Source organism: Paenibacillus solani (genome assembly GCF_050475945.1).
Taxonomy (GTDB): domain Bacteria; phylum Bacillota; class Bacilli; order Paenibacillales; family Paenibacillaceae; genus Paenibacillus_AQ; species Paenibacillus_AQ solani_A.
The window spans coordinates 159,737-179,422 of record NZ_JBCMXJ010000020.1 but is presented as its reverse complement, the minus strand read 5'-3'; the positions used below and the strand labels follow the sequence as shown (position 1 = coordinate 179,422).

Genomic DNA, 19,686 nt, shown 5'->3' with positions numbered 1-19,686 from the left:
GCTCCTGATGATAGGAGCGAAGCCTTTGTCATTATTAGCACATAGAGAAAGTCTATTCTTTACTCAATCATATACACATAAACCTGAGGAACTCTTAGAACCTGGGGAGCTCTATAGTTATTACTATTTCCGCTGTTGTCTTGCTCGCTGTCCTGTGGAGTAGTTTCTTCAGTGGCACCCAGATCGTCAAGGTCTTCTGTCTGATCGAGATCCATCGTGTCCTCCTCCACCTGGTTGGTCTCTGGCTCTATAGGGTCTGGAGCGGCAGGAGTCTGGCTTCCTGGTATCTCTACTTCCTGGTAGTCGTTTTCGAACGTTCCGATCAGAGTCAGGCTCCCCTCAGGGAAATTCATGACTCCATTTAAGAACACATAGTGGCCGCCACGCTCCGCAAGGGCTTGGCCATAGCCGCCTTTTAGGACATTGACAGTGAATCGTACTTTCTCATTCGGGTACTGCTCGATATTGGCAATATTGATGTCAGTATAATTGAGCTTATACTTTGTGAATCCGTATTGGTCCCCCTGGCGCTCGAAGATAGCCATCTCCTCAGGGCTCGCTCCATCCAGATTGTTGACAAGCAAGGTTTTATCCGGCTGCACTTGATAGCCCTCGGCTGTGAACTCGAAGAGCTGTGTCAGATTAGAGTTGCGGACTTCATAGGCTGAATACAATACCAGGCTCCCCATATCGCCTTCCACCAGAATGACGGGGGTGTTCTGTGTGCTAAGTGATTCTTCTATGGAAACCTGCTGGATCGCGATTCCGGATGGAAAGTCACGGTTTTGGAATACCTGAACAGTTTCATCCTTATTCATGACAGCAAAATACAGGGTATTCGCCTCCGCGATTCCAACGGCATAAGCCAATCCTCCAAAACGGTTGCCGCCTCCGCTAACAAAACTGAAGTTGCCGTTCATACCTGCTGTATGGAACAGGCGGACTGGATCGTGGATGGTCCAGGCTAGATGGGCAGCCTGCAATTTCTTCGTCATATCCTCGTATCCGGACAGTATCTCATAGAGAGCTATAGCATCTTCGTAATTATCCGCTTTTAGCATTGAATCAGCGGAGGCGATCCATTGTTTAATCTGATGCTGAATATATTTCAGTATATCGGTGTTCTCCCGCTCGCTGCGGCTCAAATAGTCTTTGTAACCCAATGCATGAGATATAAAATCGGCCGGCCGGTCCCGCTCTGCATCCTTTTGCAGCATGATGTGTACAAGCCCATCAGTTTTGTCCTTTATCCATGCAGCGGACAGTGAGCGGCTGGCATATTCGGAACTCATGGCATGTGACCAATTTAGCAGCTCGGTATACTGACCGCCACCCGCCAAACGTGTCATAACTGACTCGTCGTATCGTTGAAACAGGCTAAGCAGCTTCTCATTCTTCTGCTTCTCGCCGCCGTAGAAGGAGTCCGGAATCTTAAGCAGATTCCATTTAAAACTGTTGTCGTCATATTGCTGTTTATCAAGATGCTCGTCGGCCTCACCACTAAACAGGCTGATGAACTGCAGAAATATCCGTTTCACATCATCAGGGATGCCATAATGTGCAGCAATTTCATCATAGTATGAAGCGTAAGGGCCTTGATTTCCTGCCATCGTTGATTCTGTATCCAGCAGCTCGGCATAAATATTCATGAACCCGGAGAAATCGCCTGCTTCCCCCACTTCGTTCAATCGATAATCCAGAGAGGAGAGGCTCTGCTTCATGGAAGTAATAGGTTCAAGCTCTTGCAATCTTGCAGCAAGCAGATCTTCTTTATATAGAAGAGATCGGTTATTCCGGGCCTTTTGATATGCAGCTTCTGCCTGGACCAGCTTCTTCTCGGCATACCAACGTTCAGCTTGATCCATCATCTCGATTTTCTGATAGATATGAATTCCCTTATATCCGATCAGCAGCAGAAGGACTATACATATAAAAAAATACAAATTACGCAGGGTTAGCGTGTTTTTCATCGTCATATCGGTGTAGCCCCTCTAATCCCATTTTTGAAAATCAGGGTCCGAGCGGTAATGTTCATTGTAAATAGCAGATACCCGGTCCCGCAGGCCGTTCCACGATAAACCGGGATTGCGGCGTACGATTTGATACAAGCGGAGGAAGCGAGCCTTCGGTAGTCCATCCGCATAGCGGCTAATAAAATCAGGAAATGCATCGATATAATTTTTCTTCCGTACCGCTGCTCCGGCGGCGTCAATCATAATCTGTCTTCCTTGCTTCAGATGCAAAATTTCCGCCTCATGCGTAAGCAGGTAGCTGATAGCTTTGCTATTAATCAATTCGCGCTTGAGCTTGGCAATCTCGCCGATGTAGGCGGCCAAATCAGGATTAAACTCATCCAGCAGCAGAGGTTCCAGCTCCAGCTCCATATCCTTGCGCAGACTGAATCCTTGAAGGAGGACGATTTGTTGTAAACGTATTGAGTCATTCTGGACGAGCGAGGCAATCTCCCGGACGATTTCATAGCCTAGCTGAGCATCCTCCTGTATGGCTGCTGAGGCTGTCGACTGGTTCAGATCAAGTCCATGAATAATCTGTTTTTTGTGAGTCCGCAGCAGCTTGTTGAGTGCGTGCAGAGTCTCGGAATGCAGCATGTTGCGCTGGACCATCAATAAGAGAACGAGCAGAACAGCCATACATGCAAAGGAAATTACGATCTGCCAGAAAGTCTGGCCAACAAGTACGGCAGAAAGGCCTATAATATAGAAAAGAAGCCGGTCGCTCTGCATGGATCGCTTGGCCATTTTCTCTGCCTGTTCCATAACCGGAACGAGAGCATGGCGTTTACAGAACGCGCAGCTATCTTCCCAAAGGATCGTAAAATTGTGGCAATGTTTGCAAACTCTTAACTTTTGGTAGTTGTATCTCGTTTTATGATAGGGACGAAGTTGTACCGGTTTTTTTTTATCCATGTTGTTCCCTCTGTGTGTTGGCAATTTCAAGCAACGTCTGATGCAGATGCTCTGGTGTTGGAGCATTCTTCTTACGTTTGAAATAGGCCGAAATTTTGATGATGACAAAAAGAAACAAAATCCCGAGACATCCGTATGTAATCATGTATATATTCCTTTCCTATATTGTAATGTGTACAAATCAATAGACAGTCAGGGTGACTTTAGTCAGGGAATACCACTGCTTATGTTGAACTTTGGCAGGTATAATTATATCATATTGACATAACGCTGGGAGATTTTAGTGACGACCATGGTATTTTTTGTGTGATTTCACCGAGGTTATGCAATTATCGAAGATGGTTTTAAGTTCTTCTTAATATTTTCTTAAGACTTATGGCCTATAGTTAGATTATTTAGATGAGAGTAACGGGAGAAGCGACAAACAAAATGCTGGCATCCCCTGATGCTTAACTATATCAATGAAGGAGTAATTCAATGCTACGTACAAATAAATGGCTGTTCTGTTTGATGGCCACAGCACTGTTGATCTTAACCTGGGGCGGAGGCAGCTTGCCTCATGCAATGGCTGCTCCGCAAGGATCCAGCATTGATGCCGTACTGGTGATGGATGCCAGTAACTCAATGAAAAATAGTGATCCGGAGAGGATCAGCGGCGAGGCGATGAAGATGTTCATCGACATGCTGGCCACGACCGGTGACAAGGTAGGCATCGTATCATATACCGACAAGATTCAGCGAGAGAAGGCACTGCTAGAAATTCAGTCAGAAGCGGACAAAACCGCATTGAAGGAGTTTATCGATCAACTGGATCGCGGCCCGTACACCGACATTTCCATAGGTCTTGATGAAGCGGTGAAGGTGCTCCAGCAGGGAGCAGACCCGGCTCATGCACCCATGATTGTGGTGCTGGCTGACGGTAACAATGATCTGCCGAAGGCAGGGAAGTCGAGTCAGGAAGCGACAGATGATTTAAACCAGGCCGTTCAGGAAGCCAAAGGGAGCGGCATTCCGATTTATACGATAGGGCTCAATGCCGACGGGAAGTTGAACAAGGAAACATTGGCGGACTTGGCGGACCAAACGGGGGGCAAGTCTTTCATTACCAGTTCAGCCGATGATCTTCCACAAATATTAAGTGAGATTTTTGCCAGCCATCAGCAGCTGAAGATTGTACCGGTTCAATCGATTACCGGTAACGGCAGCTACCAGGAAGTCGTAATCCATGTGCCAAACGCTAATGTGCTGGAGGCGAACGTTTCGATTATGTCCTCAAGCCCCGTGGACCTTAAGCTGATGGATCCTGCCGGTGTTGAGCAGAGCATTCCTTCGGCGAACGTCATGCGATCCACCTCTAATTCCTACTCGCTGCTGAAGCTGCTTAAGCCGCAGCAGGGCGACTGGAAGCTGCAGGTGAAGGGTGTATCCAAGGACAAAATCGATATTAACCTTGTGTTCAACTATGATCTGGAGCTGACGATGGATCCGCCGCCATCTTCCGTAAAGGCAGGAGATACCATCGATATTAAGGCTTATCTCGTCAGCAATGGACAGAAGCTACAGGATCAGGAATTATACGGCAACATGACTGCGAAGCTGCTGGTTAAGGATTTGGATACGGGAGACGAGTCAGAGGTTGAGCTTGAGAATAAAGGTGGCAGCTTTGAAGGAGAATTTAAGATTCCTCAGAAGCACGACTACGAGCTTAAGGTACGGGCGGAGGAGCAAAGCTTCTATCGCGAGAGCGCACCAGCGAAAGTCAGCGCCAAGGCTGCAGCCTCAGGCTCCGGAAACAGTGGAAATGCGTTGTCGCCAGGCGAGGATGCGAAACCTTTTCCATTATGGCCCGTAATCATAGGCATCGCTGCGCTGCTCACTGTTGGAGTGGCTGCTTATTTCATACTTCGTGCGATCAAGCAAGCGAATAAAGGCTTTGTCGGTCAGATCGTGATTGAGATCAGGGATGAGAATACCGGCGAGAAGACCTCTCCGCAATATAAGAAGCTGACTTCATTCAAAGGGAAGTTTAAGCTGCATCAGCTTCTGCAGCTTGCCCCGGAGCTCAAGGAAACGGAGAAAATTCTGTTCATGCCGGGCAAGAATGACCGCATAATACTGAAGAACCAATCTTCTGCAGTGGTCGAGAAGTCCGGACGGGCTCAGGATGCAACGAATGGGATGGAGCTGAAGAATGGGGATCGGCTGAGAGTTTCTCTTCAGCAGGCGGACAAAACGATACTGTTTGAATATTTGGTTTAATACCATGACTTATCAGGAGGGGAAGCTATGAAACCGGTAGTTAGAGAACATATACAACAGCTTGACGTTTCACTCGGAGGCGGGATTGTCAGTGAGAAGATTCGAGTGGATACCATTGACAATCCGATCCTTATTATCGGACTTGGAGGTACGGGAATCGATGCGCTTCTGCGCCTGAAATATCAGATTAACCGCCGCTTCAAGCTGCCGGAAGATCCATTGTCCAAGAAAAGAATGGACAAACCGAATAATGTAGAGTTTCTCGCTTTTGAGACCAATGAACAGGATAAGAACAAACGCTATAAGGGCATCGGGCTTGATCCGATCAATGAATTTGTGCTTCTATCCAACGCCGAGATCGGAGGTTTGCTTCAGAACCGCAGCATCCTGGAGCCGTACATTACGGATTGGCTGTCGCCAGAGCTGAGTATTACGGACGGTATGAACGGGGCGGCAGGCGTACGCCAAGCAGGCCGCTTGCTTCTGTTCACGAAGATTACCCAAGTCGTTCAGGCCATCGACAAGAAAATCAAGACACTGTCGGTTGGTACGAACAAGAAGCTGATGGTATTCTTGCTGACTGGACTGTCAGGCGGCACAGGCAGCGGCTGCTTCTTGGACATTGCCTATATTGTCCGCGGAATTATTGAACGGGATCATGGCTCTGCCGGTATCGACCGTGTGAACACGCTCGGCTATCTGTTTACACCGGATATTAATTTGGCGAACAAAAGCTTGAGCGAGCATACACGGGAATACATCAAGAAGAACGGTTACGCTGCCCTTAAAGAGCTCGATTACTGGATGAACGTGGATTCCAGGGGTGAGCGATTCAAACAGCAATACGGCAATATATTGACCGTGAACTCACCGCTGCCTCCGTTTAATCTATGCCATCTGATCTCGGCGACGAACACGGAAGGCAAGCTGCTGGAAAATGCTTATGATTACTGCATGAACGTCACTGCAGAGAATATCACGAACTTCATGGCCAGTGAGGAAAAACAGTCTGGAGAAGAATTCGCGATCCATGACTATATCAGCAACATTCGGACGAATATCGCGCAGATGAATAAGGCATATCCTGCGAACTATGACTACAACATTATCGGTGCTTCCTCGGCCGTGCTGCCGATTGAAGAGATGACAACTTATCTGGCATACCGTGTATTCGGCAAAATGCAAACCATGTTTGAGAAAGCGCCAAGCCAGGAGGATGTTGAGAAATTCGCAAGCAAACTGGGTATTGATCTGGACTCGATGACGAAGAATTTCGAATCCCGCGTACCGGAGCCGCTGCCTGGATACCAGAACAGTGAACGACTCAGCTACGCGAATGTTGTAAAGAATCAGGTCATTAATATGGACACGGAATTGGAGCAGAATTTCCTGGCGAGGGCCCGAGAGGAATACATCAAAGCGAAGAAGCAGCTTCCCGGTGAAATCGTAGGTCAATTCAGCGAGCAAATTCGCCGGATGTTCCTGCATCCACAGCAAGGACCATTCTACGTATCTCGTCTGATTTATACGGAGAAGGGCTTCAGCCTGCTGAAGATGCTGTTGTCTTACATCGAAACGCTGCGCGAGAATCTGACTCGCATCCCTCGTGACATTGAATCGGCGAGAGAACAGGCAATCGAACGACTGGGCGATGCGAAGAGTGCTTTTGTCTCGAAAGACAAGAAGAAGAACATCTATATTGAAGCCAAAATCAATGAATATTGGTTAGAAGCGGATGTAGAACGCACAGAGCAAATGATTGAGTTCTATGAAGATCTGTACGATCTGCTGAACCAGGAGAATAACCGAATTTATAGTGTATATACAGAAATACTGAACGCTCTGAATTCGATTTTTGCCAAGAACGGGGATATTCTCGTCAACGGTGAAGAACAGCAGGATCATAAAGGGAACAAGACGTATTACTGGAATTTGGTCAGCGTGCCTGATATATCCGATGTCATCAATAAATTGATGGATCAAAAGGATGTGGATGATCTTATCCGCGATTTCTCACAGGAGCTGCTGAACCATGCGAACCGCTGGATTCGCGAACAGGAAATTGATATCGTCAGATCCATTTCGGAGTTTCTTACCGATAAATTCGGCGATTTGATTACCCGCTCCATGGAAGATTTCCTGATCATGAAATTCGGGCAGGAGGACACCATTGAGAAATTCGTCGAACGCAACATTGCCAGCAAGCTTGATGATGAAGCCGTGCCGGTGTTCCATCTGAGCAACAGCGCAGGCAATTTATATTTCCCTTCTTGGGGCTTTGTGTCCGTGCCTGTGCAGGCGCCAAGCATTCTGAAAGGGATTCGCAACTATCAGAACAATTCGGTCGGGAAGTCACACTTCACCGTGAAGGAAAGCGAAGTGAAGAACCGGATCTTCTGGTTGAATACGAAGAACGGCGTGCCGTTGTTTGTCTATACACCACTCAAGGTTTATGAGGAAAGCTATGAACGCACGATCCTGGACAAAGAAGGCGTAGGGCGTCACTTGGTGCAGACAGACCGGAATAACTGGACGTATCTGCCATCGCCGATTCCGGAGAAATCTTGGGGAGACACCTATATCAATCCTCGGGTTCAAGATTATAACGCCCGGGTTCGCGCCGAGTTTAATCAGGCGCTTGAGATGAAAGTCATCACGGAGAAGGATGCTGACCAGAATACAAGCAGCCGCTATGCAGTCGTGTTCACGAAGCCGTTTGATGTGAACGAATTGCTCCGGGCATATGATCTGCAGCTGGACACCCCTAAGCCTAATCTTGGCGAAGTCAAGCGGGCTTGGAGCGAGATGAAGCGGCTGATGAGCGAGGGCTTGGAACCGGTTGGTTCCAAAGATATTTTCAACAGCATCAACGAAGAAATGGCTAAGGACAATTTGATCCGTTCGCCTGAAATGATCCGCAGCGTGCGGGAAGAGCTGAAGAAGTATGCTTCGATTGCTGCCAAAATCTCTGAATTCGAATTATTGATCAGCAACAATCAGAATGAGGAGAAATGGCTCGACCAATTTATAGAAGCATTGTACACCGGAACGATTACGAAGAAGGGAGCGCTCTTCGTCTACGATCGCGATCCGGAAGAAGACTCCTGGGAGCCATTCGCCAATCTGCTGAAGAGTGTAAATGATGTGGAGTACGAAGTGTATAAGCATTTCCGTCAGCTGGATGAGAAAAGCCGAAGCACGCTCCTGCGTAAATCTTCCCGCCGTGATCAGGAGCTGACAGCTTCTGAGGATATTGCCCCGCTGCTGTCCAAGCTGGATGAGTTGGCAGAACGTTTCCTGGAGACGCGCGACCGCTTGGAATACGAGAAAGTGGAGCTTGCCGATGGGGAAGAGCGTTATCAGTTCTACAGACAGGTATCATCGAAATTAAATGAGATCCGAAGAAGGTTGAAATAGACAATGAGGGAAATTCTTCACGAGTATGCTGCCGGCTATGCCAAGTCGGAGGAACAGCTTACACGGATGGGGGATGATCAGAGTGTCATCCATTATCCAGAGGTATATTTGTTCATTGGGGATAAGACGGCGACGGCGATCGAACCGATCATGGAAATTCATGACCGTAAATGGGAGAACAGCGCAAGTGTCATCTATTTTCATGTGGGGATGGAACAGGGAGGCAGAATTGCAACTGAAGCTTCCCAAACCTCCCAGGCTTCTGCTCGTCTTCACCAATACCATCTGCCATGGCCGGAAACGGGCGGCACAGCATCCAAATCGATGCGCAAAGAACTGCACCGGAATTTCTATCAAGATTTGCATCTTCTGTCTGAGTTGAACCAAGCGATTCGCAGGCTAAGTCATCAGATCTCGGACTATGGACGCAGCTATTCGTCGTTTGATCGAATTCATCTGTCTATCATTACACGGGTCGATGACCCGTGTAATGTGTTCATCCCGGAAATTTCGCTGTTGGCGGAGTCCATCTTCCAGCAGTCGTTCAAATCTGTACAAATGGACTTGTACGCGCTTATTAATGAAGGAGATCAGATTGACTCCTTTGGTCATGCAAGCTCGCTGGGCGTTGCTTTCTTGCGGGAGCTGGAGCTGATGCAGAGCCGAACGTACAGTTTCTCCGCACCGCTTCAAGTAACCGAGGACGGACTGACGATCCCGGTCGTCCACCCTCCATCACCTCTCTTTGATCTCGTCTATGTACTGTCCGACAAGAATGAACGCGGCATTACAGGGTATGCCGGGATGCAGGATATCTATGATATTATCTGCCATGTGGGTTTACTTAAGAACCGGAAGCAAAAGGAAGAAACATATGACGGCATCAGAGGGATATACAATAACACCTCATTCAAAAGCAATATCATGACCGAGTCTGGTCGCCAAGGCTTTGTCTCCGCTGGGTTTGCCAGGGTAAAACGGCCTAACGAGCCGATTGCGCTGACGGTCCTCTATCACTTGTATCGAGGACTCCTTCGGCGGATGAAAAGCGGGCCAGAATCCGGAGTTCATGAATGTTTGTCGTACTTCGATCTCGATCCTGAAGCCGTAACGGCAAGAGTAGATCGGATGCTGCCAGGCGCTGAGCATCTGGATGGCCTGAAAGGGATGATGTCACATCCCGTCAGTTATGCCGGGCTGAAGCAGATGAATATTCGCGAGGCGGAAGCGGCGCTGTTCGGTGAGGGCTGCCTGCAGTTTTTTCATAGCAATTATGAACTGGAAATCCAGAAGAGGCTGGGAGAGATGGATGCCGCTAAAGAGCTTCATGCGGCGATTGGGCGTGCTTTGGCCAGCCATCGGCAAATCGGCTGCTACCAAATTGTAGAGTGGACGGCCGACAATGCAGGTACGGGAATTCTGCTTGAAGCGGTTCGCTCCCGAATCCGGGATCTCCGCAGTCTTCTTAAGGCGGAGCAGGATGGACTGGACCGTTATTATGAGGAGAGTGTGGAGAGTCAGCCGTTTAAGAGACTTCTCTTTCGGGATAAGCAGAACGTACGACAATTCATTCGTTACTTTGTAGGCGTGGTCTATCAGCGAAGATATGAGCTGCTTCGGCTTCAAACAGAGCTTGACCTGTACAGACAGTATGAGTCGGGGCTTGAGCAGATTCATGATCACTATAAGCAGCAGGCGAACAAGCTGGATCAGCTTGAAGTGGAGCTGCTGGAAACGGCAAAGTCAAGCATACGTACGGCGGACGATTATATCGGCCAGAATCTTATGGAGTATTATGGACTGGTCACTGAAGAGCTGATGCTTGAACTGGAGAGCAAGCGCGGTCAAGGTATTTTCTTCGAGGAGCGATATGTCGGCAATCTTTCCATTCTTACCGATGCAGGGACGGAGCCGATCCTCGCGAACTTGATCCGGGTCTGCGAGAGAGATCTATTGACAGCAGAGCCGTTTGTGCAGACCTTTGAGGAAGAGCTGCTGCGACGGGCGAATGTAACGATTGACTATCACAATAAACAGGTGCTGGCCAAGGAAGATCTGTTTAAGGTGCTGTACCGTATGCTTGACGAAAACTCGGTTCCTTTGGTCAGGCTGCTAGACTACACACAGGAGCATCGGTACGAGGAGAAATACTTCTTTGGCGATGCCGATAGTGAATTCGTCCGCTACGCAATCCGAGCCGATGAAGCTTTGCGTGTATACAAGCTGGGTGTCGTACATGAGAAGCGCTCGAGCGGGGTCGAGAAGCTGAACCTGATGGGGGGCTTCCACCTGGAGGATCTGATGTATTACCGGAATGGCAGAACCTATTACGAGACCTATACGGCAAATGGTTATGAATTTCATGGAATGGAACCGGCCATGCTTCCGGAGCTGCGCTAGTGTTCTTCAATTCTGATACAGAGAGTAGGGGTATATTGTGCAACGAAAAATAAACCCTCTCCTGCTGCTGTTTAGTCTAGTCGGTGGGGGAATTGGATTTGTCATTGGGGAATTTCTGCTCCGCCAGTGGGGGACAGGTCTCCCGGTCATCGTGGTAACGGGGATCTATTTCGGGGTTCTGGCCTTGTGTATTGGCTTGGCTTGTTTAGTGGCTGAGTTGATCTCTCCCCGTTTGAACGGAAACTCATGGAGACAGCGATACACAGGCACCTCATGGAAACTGCTGATTCCATCCACACTGGTCGCGCTGTTCTTGCTTGGCATGCTGTTTGAATGGGTGTATCAATTGAACCCGGGCAGCACCAAACCGGTGAAGGACATCGTGCTGGTCATTGATAATTCGGGGAGTATGATCGAAACGGATCCCGATCAGGACCGTTTTACAGCAGCTAAGAATCTCATCAACCGTATGGATAAGGATAACCGTGTAGCTGTGATGGTATTCGATCATGCCACCACATTGCTGCAGCCGTTTACGCCTGTAAAGAATCAGGCAGCGAAGGATGAGGTTATCGCCAAAATCAATAGCTTGACCACCTCCGACGGTGGCACGGATATTAGTCTCGCACTTGAAGATACCATGTCGCATATTCGTGAAAGCCATGCTGCCGACCGAAGCGCCATGGTCATTATGTTATCTGACGGTTTTAGTGAAACCGATCATGAGCGCGTGCTTGCCGACTACAAACAGCAGCGAATTGCAGTAAATACGATAGGCCTCAGCCTTGTGTATACGGAAGGAGCCCAGCTGCTTCAGACCATTGCAGATGAAACGGGCGGGCAATACTATGACGTACAGAATGCAACGGACCTGTCTTTTGTGTTCCAGAAGATTTATAACGATGTCGGGGACCGGACATTGCTGACGAAGCGTACGGGCGCTATGGAAGATAACGTGTATTATCAGGTTGGCAGAATCGCGGCCTTGCTGTTAATTGGCGTTGCCATGGGTCTTTCCCTCGGCCTAATATTTGATAACCGTCATCTTGCGCTTAGCTTTAGCGTAGGCGGTGCGGTAGCTGGTTTGCTGGCAGGCGTTGTTCTGGAATATGGTCTTTCCGGGGGAGAGGTAAAGGATGCGGTAGTTCGTCTGTTTGCCTGCTTCATTCTCGCGGGTGTTATAGCCTTATTCACGCTGGTAATACCTGTTAAGGAGAACAACAAGTTAACTCGAGGTGCGGATCGTCCGGGCCGAACGGGACGAGGACAACGGTCGAATGATTCAACAAGCCGAGGATTTTAAAGCAGGGAGCGTTCAATATGCGTTTTAAAAATGCAGAGCCCGGAGAATGGGTCATTCAAGGACTTAGCTATCAATTAGAAGAAAAGTACTGTACCCTCCGCTGGAACTGGCCGCCTGAGCTTCAGGCGGTGTACATTCATCGCATGCTGGATGACGGATTCCATTCACCGGCAGGCAGCTCTCACTTGGAGCAAGGCAACCTGCGTTTGTATACCCGCGATGAGTATAAGGCGAATAACGGATATCGGGACAGGCTGGATGGAATTGGCCAAATTACGTATACGGTATATGCCCTGTCTTCAGACAGCGACGAAATGACTTTAATTAAGCAGCCTGACGAAGCTAATCGCATTCAGTTCAGCACGGGTAAAGCCATGCTGGTGTACTCCATTCGCGAAAAAAGCCGATGGCTGCAGCCCTATAAGTCAGTAGAAATTCAGGTGACGGCCGAAGTGCCTGTACCGAAGGAAGTTTTATGCTATGTAAAGAAGACGGGAGCCTTTCCGCTCAATAAAGAAGACGGAATCTTATATCCATTCGTTACCGATTTTGCAGCGGGGCGTAATGTCCTGCCAGCAATTGAAGTTGGCAAAAACGACTATATCCGTTTGTTTTTTACCGATGGGAAGAAGTACGGGCAACTGTACGAGCTGGTCTATAAATAAGAGATCATCACAGGAAGTAATCAGTAATCATGCTGAACGAACCAGAGGAGTAATTCATGGGTTCAAAGGGAGGTACAGACGATGGGCATTTTTGACATATTCAAGAAAAAACCGGAGCCGGAGCCAAGGCCGCTATTTTATGATATCGTATGTCCTTACTGTTTCAGTAAGTTTGCTCCGAAAGAGGTGGTCTTCCGGGCTGCCCACGACCGTGAGGACGACGAGGATTACGCGCTTGGGGAAGACGAGGAGCTGAATCGTTACCGTGAACGCTTCGGACTGGATTCGGTTTATGATATGGAAGCGATCCTCCGTCCAAGCGATATACCAGAGGAGCAGCATATCTTTTCAGATCATGTACTGGTTGGATTGAACGACCGTTATGGTGTTGTTACGCGCAGACGATTGTGCCCGAAGTGTCACAATGAGCTTCCGGTAACGGCCGGGAAGGTACCGAGCAATATCATCTCGATCATCGGTGCTTCGCAAGTGGGCAAGTCGGTGTATATGACTTCGCTGATTCATACGCTGCAGCATACGACGGCAGATCATTTTGATGCGGCCTGCATGCCGCTGAATGCCGAGATCAGCCGTAAATTCCGAACCGGTTATGAAGAGCCATTGTTCGAGCGCGGGGATCTGCTGGCGTCTACGCAGAAGGAGAAGATGCAGGAGCCGTTCATTTTCCAATTCGTGTTCAAAGATGAGACCAAGCCGCCGTTAACGCTTGTCTTTTTTGATGTAGCAGGTGAAGGCATGGTGGACGAGGATTACTTAGGACTCCATGGTCAGCATATTAAGAATTCCGCAGGTATTCTGTTTATGGTAGACCCGCTTCAAATCCGCTCTATCCGGGAGAAGATCCGTCTGAAATTCGGAGATCGTCCCGGGGAATGGGTATCCCAGTATGATGAGCCGCGGGATGTTGTGCTGACGATGTTTGGCGATTTCATTGCTTATGAGGATAAGGGGAAAACGGATATTCCGACGGCGGTTGTCTTAACCAAGAGCGATATGCTGCATGCGCTTAAGGATGAGGACGGCGAGTATGTGAAGCTGAACAGTAATATTTTTAACAATGTGGTTCACCGCAAGTTTTTGAATATGACCGAATTTGAGAATATTAACGGCGAAATCAGCCGGTTTATTGAGAAGGTTGACCGGCCGTTCAAAGGCACGATGGATGTATATTTCTCGGATACCGCGTACTTTGCCGTGTCAGCGCTTGGAAGCAACCCGGTCGATCAGAAGCTGCAGAGCGTTGTCAGCCCGATTCGCGTGGATGAGCCGTTTATTTGGCTTCTGTACAAGCTGAAGTATATTCAGGGGAGGGAAGAATCGTGACCGATTTCCCATCCCGGACTATCCAGCAGCAGATGTACACCCGTGAGCGGCGGGGCATATTCCGCTCGGCGGAAGGCTTTGATACGGTGGCCCGCTCGTCTGGCTTGGATGCCGCTTTTATCAAAAAAGTTCTGCATCCCTTTTGCCAGTACGAAGCTCCGGCTGAGTTAACCGCACGCAGTGAGAAGGAAGCTGGAGCATACCCGGCTGCCCTGCATCTGTTCCATACGGAAACAGGGGAGACGGTGCTGGGACGAAGTGTATTTCAGCCTGCAGATTTCACCGGACTTCGCAGTGCCTTCTTTACGCATCATTATGTGATTCCGGATGGTTTCTTTGATCATGAGCATTCCGCTTATGAATCCTGGCTGCAGGCATCCTTCGCTGATCATTATGATATCGAAGAGGGCATGGACCTGCCGCAGCTTCATGCCCTTCCGGTTCAGGCCAATTCACAGGCGGCGATATCAACCCAGGATGCGCCGGCTTTGCTTCAGGAACTGGGCATCGATGAGATGGTATTCAAGCAGCTGGTGTATGCATGCATTTCTGCGGCGGCAGGGAAGAAAAAGGTATACATCGTGCTGGATGTCCCGGTGGAACAGTTGTCCGTGAAGGCGGAGCAGCTGCTCTTTGTGTTGTTTGGCCGCTTACCTTATGCGCTGCGCCGGGTGCTTGGTTTTGTCACTTATGCCAAGGAGCCTCAAAGCAAGAAGGGGCTGCACGTCATGTTTGTGGAGAAGGGCGGTTTGCGCCTGGGCGATCGCAGCATTGAGAAGGATTATTTATTTGAGCTGGCGGCGGGTAGAGTCATCAATGTGGATCTGAAAAGGTCTGAGCAGCCATATCTTAACTTTGCGTGGAATACCTTGCTGGACCCGGATCGCTCGGAACGCTTCTATGCCTTTGCGGAGCAGATGCTTGCGGATATGGAGCCTTCACTTAGGGTCTCGCTAAATAGCTATGATGATTTATGTGTGCTGTTTCAGATCGAAGAAGGCAGAGATGACCTGTACCGTGAGCATAAGCATGCTGTGCTGCGAGCCTTGCTGCTATATTTGAAGCCGGCAGGCGCCTTGAATGCAAAAAGAAGGCTGGATCAGCTATTCCATTTCCTTTTTAATCAAGAATTCGAGCTTGTCAAAGGCGGGCATGTTCCGGATGCAGCGATTGCTGGATATGTTCGGGATTATCACGACATCAACCCTCGGGAGCATAATGACGGGATTGTGGAGTTTTTTATCCGCTCATTAAATAATGCCTTATCGAAGCAGCGTCAGGATGTGACCCAGGCGATTTATAAATTGCTGGAGGAAAGTCCGGCTCTAAGCCGAGCCTTCTATGCCAGGGTATTGACGAGCCCAGGGCTACCAGCTCTGCTGTTCGATCCCTATATGAAAAAGAGCATGCAGCAAACGGCGACTCCTACGGATCTGATCGATCTGATCAGCTTGTGGGTCCGGAATCATCCACTCCTGCTGGAGCAGGAGAATTATGTCCGGCTGGCGGAAGCGCAGCTCGTGGATAAGCTTCATCATGCCTCAGAACCGGTAAGTGCGGTAAATGCCGTACTGGACCAACTGGATTCCCTGGAGCATCATTCCAAGCAGGGAATTGGTCGTTACTCGGGCGGAACTGCGTTTGCGGACCGTTTAATCTACGCGGCTAACCTCTTTCTCTTGCGCGAATTGGAGCCTGAGCAATTAAGCCGCAAGCAGCTGCTGGACATTGGTTTTTTGGGGATGCCGAAGGAGTTCCAGGCGTGGGTGCAGCGCTTTGATTCCCGGATTCGCTCAAAGGCTGCTGTCATGCTTGCGCTCTACCAATGGTGCTCTCCAGGAGAGGATAGGGTGGAGGAAGTCTTGGCTGATCTCTCAGCCGAGGAGCGGGAACGAACCCAGCATATTATGCGGAAATGGCTGCAGCAGGATGTGGTGCCATCTAATTTTAAGGACATCACTTTGGCTTTCTGTACGGAGATTCAGTCTGGTGCGGTAGATTATCGGGGGCTGCTCCTTTATTTGCATAAGTATGGCAAAAGCCCGGAAGTGGTATACCAATACATCGAGTGGTCTGTCAAGCAGCCGCTTTTCTCTAAAGCACGGGGGCTTGTGCCAGCCTATGCTACTGCAATTGTCCAATATTTTAAAACATATGACCGTGAGGCCTTCAAGAATAAAGAGTACGTGAAAACCTATTTCAGTTCTCCTTCACCTGCTCTTAAGCCGGTATATACGAAGGTCAGGGCTGAGTTGGCTTCGCCGTTCGTGCGTTTCATGCGGCGGAATTCACGACTTGTGAAAATAGCATCGGTCTTGCTTGTGATCATCATAGCCGGCGGCATCTATTTTATGGTCCAAGATGGGAAGACACCTGCGGATGGCGAGGCCGATCCGAATACGGATGGGACACCTCCCGTTAATTCACAACCTGTCTTACCGGTTACCGATCCCGAGCAGCCAATCCTGACTGCGAAGACAGTGAAGGGAGAAGGCGAGGAAGCTGATAAGACTGAGTTGATATTCCATTTTAAACAGCCAGCGGCTTGCCAGGAATTCAAGGTGGACAAGCTTCAAATTATAGGCAAGGATGAAAGCACCCTGTATGAAACGGCAACAGGCTCTGAATTGTCAAAGGAATGTGCACAGGAAGCGGCTGACGATACAAATGCTGATCCTGCAGAGATAAACCCTGACTCTCCGGAGACAAAGCCTGACTCAGAGCAACAAGCAGACCAGTCCACCGGGACCACAGAAAAGGATAGTGAGGCTGGCTCCACTGATGCTGTTAAGGGTGGGGCAAAAGCAAAAGATACTCCTTCTTCAACAGGGACAGGTTCAGGATCTACTGATACCATTGAGAGCGAAGATGCTTCATCTTCGGACAGCGTAGATGATGTTCAGGAGAACCAGTCTTACACAAGTCAGGTTGTCTTGAAGCTGGATAAGGTGCTCGACTTGTCATTAGTCGAAAAGGTTGTTGCGGATGGCATCACGTATACTTTGGCTGATGAAAGCTCGCTTTCGGAAGAAGAGGCTCCGAAGAATACGGCTGATGAAGGAGCATAAATATATGCACGGCAAGAGCAGACGGTAGATCCGTCTGCTCTTTTTTGTATCTCTGCGGCATTAAGCGCGTCAAGATTTACAATGAACTTGAAAATCTTAGAACAACAAGGCGTGGTGTGTGTTCTCAAAGGTTTTTATTTCAAATTTTATATTGATAATGATTATCATTCTATGTATAATGATAATCATTATCAATTACAAACATAAATTAATGGGAGGATTTCGTAATGCGCATAGGTTCATGGAAGTTATACATATTTATAATTGGCTTGGTTTTGCTTGTAGCCTGTGGAAATACAGAACCAACAGGAAGTGAGGCAGTCGCGACGAATCAGCAGGTGGCTTCTGAGGATGATGGAGCAGATGGTGCAGTGGAAGCTGGAAAAGAAACTGACAATCAGGATTCTTCGACTGAAAGCACGGTTGATAACAAGGAATCATCGGGCGAACAAGTTACAGTGGATGAAGCAAAGGTAAGCGAATTGTTGGCGCAATTCGGTGGAAAGACCCCGGAAACGGCTGTAACACTTTCGGTGGCCATCACGGAATTGTATAACGCACTGGGCCTTGAGCTGGCAGGCGTTCCTTCCACGCAGAGCCAGCTTCCGGCTGCATATGCGGATGTTGAGCGGATCGGTTCTTCTCATCAGCCGGATCTGGAGAAGATTGCAGCACTGCAGCCGGACACGATTCTCTCGCCTGCATCCATCAAGGAAAGCATCGACAAAATGTTTAAACCATCCGGACTTCCGGCAGCTTATCTGCCTGTTGACTCGTTGGATGAACTAAAGGCATCCACTGCAGCGCTTGGGCGCTTGTATGGCAAAGAAGACAAGGCACAGGAAGTGCTTCAAGCCTTTGCGAAGGAAGAGGCGGAAATCCTGACCGCGGTTGAAGGTAAACCGGCTCCGAAGGTTATGTTCCTGTTCGGTTCCACGGAATATCTGATGCTCATGAATGAAAATACGTTTGCAGGCAGCTTGGCGAAGAATTTGGGTGCTTCCAATGTAGTCGCTGACACCCTGAAATCTTCTGAAACGTATGTTCCATTCAATATGGAAAGTGTGGTTGAAGCCAATCCGGATGTCATCCTGCTAGTTGCCCATGGTGACGCCGATGCGGTAGCAAAGAAGTTCGAGGAAGATGTGAAAAAGAACGGAGCATGGGAGAAGCTGCAAGCCTTCAAGAATGGAAAAATGCAACCGCTCGATTATAACCTGTTCGGTGTGGCTTCATTAACCAAGGCTCCTGAGGCATACAAAGCACTGTCCTCTATTCTGTACAGTGAATAAGGAGGCGTTTCAGGTTGGTTAAAGCAAAGCAAAAAAGGAAGCTGCTGCTGGTGATCATCGCTTTTGTCCTCTTGGTCATTGCGGTCATGATGTCAATGGGCATCGGGAGCGTCCGACTAACTCCGGCTCAGACTTGGCAAACGCTGATCGGGCGGGGAGATGATTATTGGAACACGATTCTGTGGGACATCCGGATTCCGCGTGTCCTGCTAGCGTTGATCATCGGTGCTAATTTGGCTGCTTCCGGTGCATTGCTTCAGGCTGTCATGCAGAATCCGCTCGCTGATCCAGGGCTTACCGGAGTCTCGAGCGGAGCAGCCGTCACGGTACTGTTTATCATGCTGGTTATGCCACAGTTTTCCGCATTAATTCCCTTAGGGGCTATTGTTGGTGGAGCCATTGCAGCGATTATGGTCTATACCTGGGCCTGGAGCAGACAGCGCGGAATGACGCCGGTGCGGATTATTTTGTCAGGGGTAGCCGTTAATGCGGTATTCGGTGGTGTGATCGGATTATTGTCGATTTTGTACAGTGATAAACTACCGGCAGCCCTGCAATGGATGAACGGCAGTCTTTCGGGAAAAGGCATGGGGGATGTCTATGCGATCCTGCCGTATTCCGCCGCAGGCTGGTTGATGGCTATTTTATGCATCCGTCAGGCCAACATGCTTCGCTTGGGTGAACAGGCTGCACATCATCTGGGGCAAAATGTGAACCAAGTTCGGATTCTGCTGTCTTTTGTAGCGGTGTTTCTGGCTTCGGTTTCCGTTTCCAAGGTCGGTCTTGTTGGTTTTGTTGGATTGATCGTACCGCATATGTCTCGAATAATCATTGGATCGGACTATAAATACAGCATCCCGTTCAGCCTCGTGCTGGGAGCCACAGTATTAATCGTCGCCGATACGATCGGGAGGTCCGCATTCAGTCCGCTGGAAATTCCAGCGGGTATTATTATGGCCATGGTGGGCGGCCCGTATTTCCTGTATCTCATGCGTAAAGGGGGAGCTTGAT

Annotated in this window: 11 protein-coding genes; 9 read left to right on the top strand and 2 right to left on the bottom strand. The window is 49.0% G+C overall.

The genetic code is table 11. From position 1 onward, the window contains the following. Positions 1–59: 59 nt before the first annotated feature. Together ABEQ74_RS25810 and ABEQ74_RS25805 are read right to left on the bottom strand one after the other, a co-directional pair. Entirely contained in the window at positions 60–1,976 is a 1,917-nt protein-coding gene (locus ABEQ74_RS25810; RefSeq protein WP_430125097.1) for a hypothetical protein, read from the bottom strand. 15 nt (positions 1,977–1,991) lie between these two features. Beyond that, complete coding sequence (locus ABEQ74_RS25805; protein ID WP_430125096.1) at positions 1,992–2,927, bottom strand: hypothetical protein; 936 nt, start codon at positions 2,925–2,927, stop codon at positions 1,992–1,994. Between the two features lie 477 nt (positions 2,928–3,404). Here ABEQ74_RS25805 and ABEQ74_RS25800 point away from each other — a divergent pair, with 477 nt between their 5' ends. The 9 genes from ABEQ74_RS25800 to ABEQ74_RS25760 all read left to right on the top strand — a co-directional run bounded on the left by ABEQ74_RS25800 (position 3,405) and on the right by ABEQ74_RS25760 (position 19,685). Next, a complete protein-coding gene (locus ABEQ74_RS25800) occupies positions 3,405–5,186 on the top strand; it encodes a vWA domain-containing protein (protein WP_430125095.1) in 1,782 nt (593 codons plus the stop codon). A 27-nt stretch (positions 5,187–5,213) separates the two neighbouring features. After that, positions 5,214–8,603: a tubulin-like doman-containing protein gene (locus ABEQ74_RS25795; RefSeq protein WP_430125094.1), complete on the top strand. Its 3,390-nt coding sequence runs from the start codon at positions 5,214–5,216 to the stop codon at positions 8,601–8,603. Between the two features lie 3 nt (positions 8,604–8,606). Then, positions 8,607–11,003, top strand: a complete 2,397-nt coding sequence (locus tag ABEQ74_RS25790) for a transcription initiation factor TFIID (RefSeq protein ID WP_430125093.1) — start codon at positions 8,607–8,609, stop codon at positions 11,001–11,003. Positions 11,004–11,040: 37 nt separating this feature from the next. Beyond that, entirely contained in the window at positions 11,041–12,306 is a 1,266-nt protein-coding gene (locus tag ABEQ74_RS25785) for a vWA domain-containing protein (protein WP_430125092.1), read from the top strand. A 17-nt stretch (positions 12,307–12,323) separates the two neighbouring features. Next, a complete protein-coding gene (locus ABEQ74_RS25780; protein ID WP_430125091.1) occupies positions 12,324–12,971 on the top strand; it encodes a beta-mannanase in 648 nt (215 codons plus the stop codon). A gap of 81 nt (positions 12,972–13,052) precedes the next feature. Continuing rightward, on the top strand, positions 13,053–14,315 hold the full coding sequence (locus ABEQ74_RS25775; protein WP_430125090.1) for a hypothetical protein: 1,263 nt from the start codon (positions 13,053–13,055) through the stop codon (positions 14,313–14,315). Further along, positions 14,312–17,383 carry a hypothetical protein gene (locus ABEQ74_RS25770; RefSeq protein WP_430125089.1) on the top strand — a complete coding sequence of 1,024 codons (3,072 nt, stop codon included), beginning with the start codon at positions 14,312–14,314 and terminating at the stop codon, positions 17,381–17,383. Before ABEQ74_RS25775 ends, ABEQ74_RS25770 begins: the two co-directional genes overlap by 4 nt. A gap of 227 nt (positions 17,384–17,610) precedes the next feature. Continuing rightward, on the top strand, positions 17,611–18,675 hold the full coding sequence (locus ABEQ74_RS25765; RefSeq protein WP_430125088.1) for a helical backbone metal receptor: 1,065 nt from the start codon (positions 17,611–17,613) through the stop codon (positions 18,673–18,675). Between the two features lie 14 nt (positions 18,676–18,689). Then, positions 18,690–19,685, top strand: coding sequence for a FecCD family ABC transporter permease (locus ABEQ74_RS25760; RefSeq protein WP_430125087.1), 996 nt, complete (start codon positions 18,690–18,692; stop codon positions 19,683–19,685). Position 19,686: the final 1 nt, after the last annotated feature.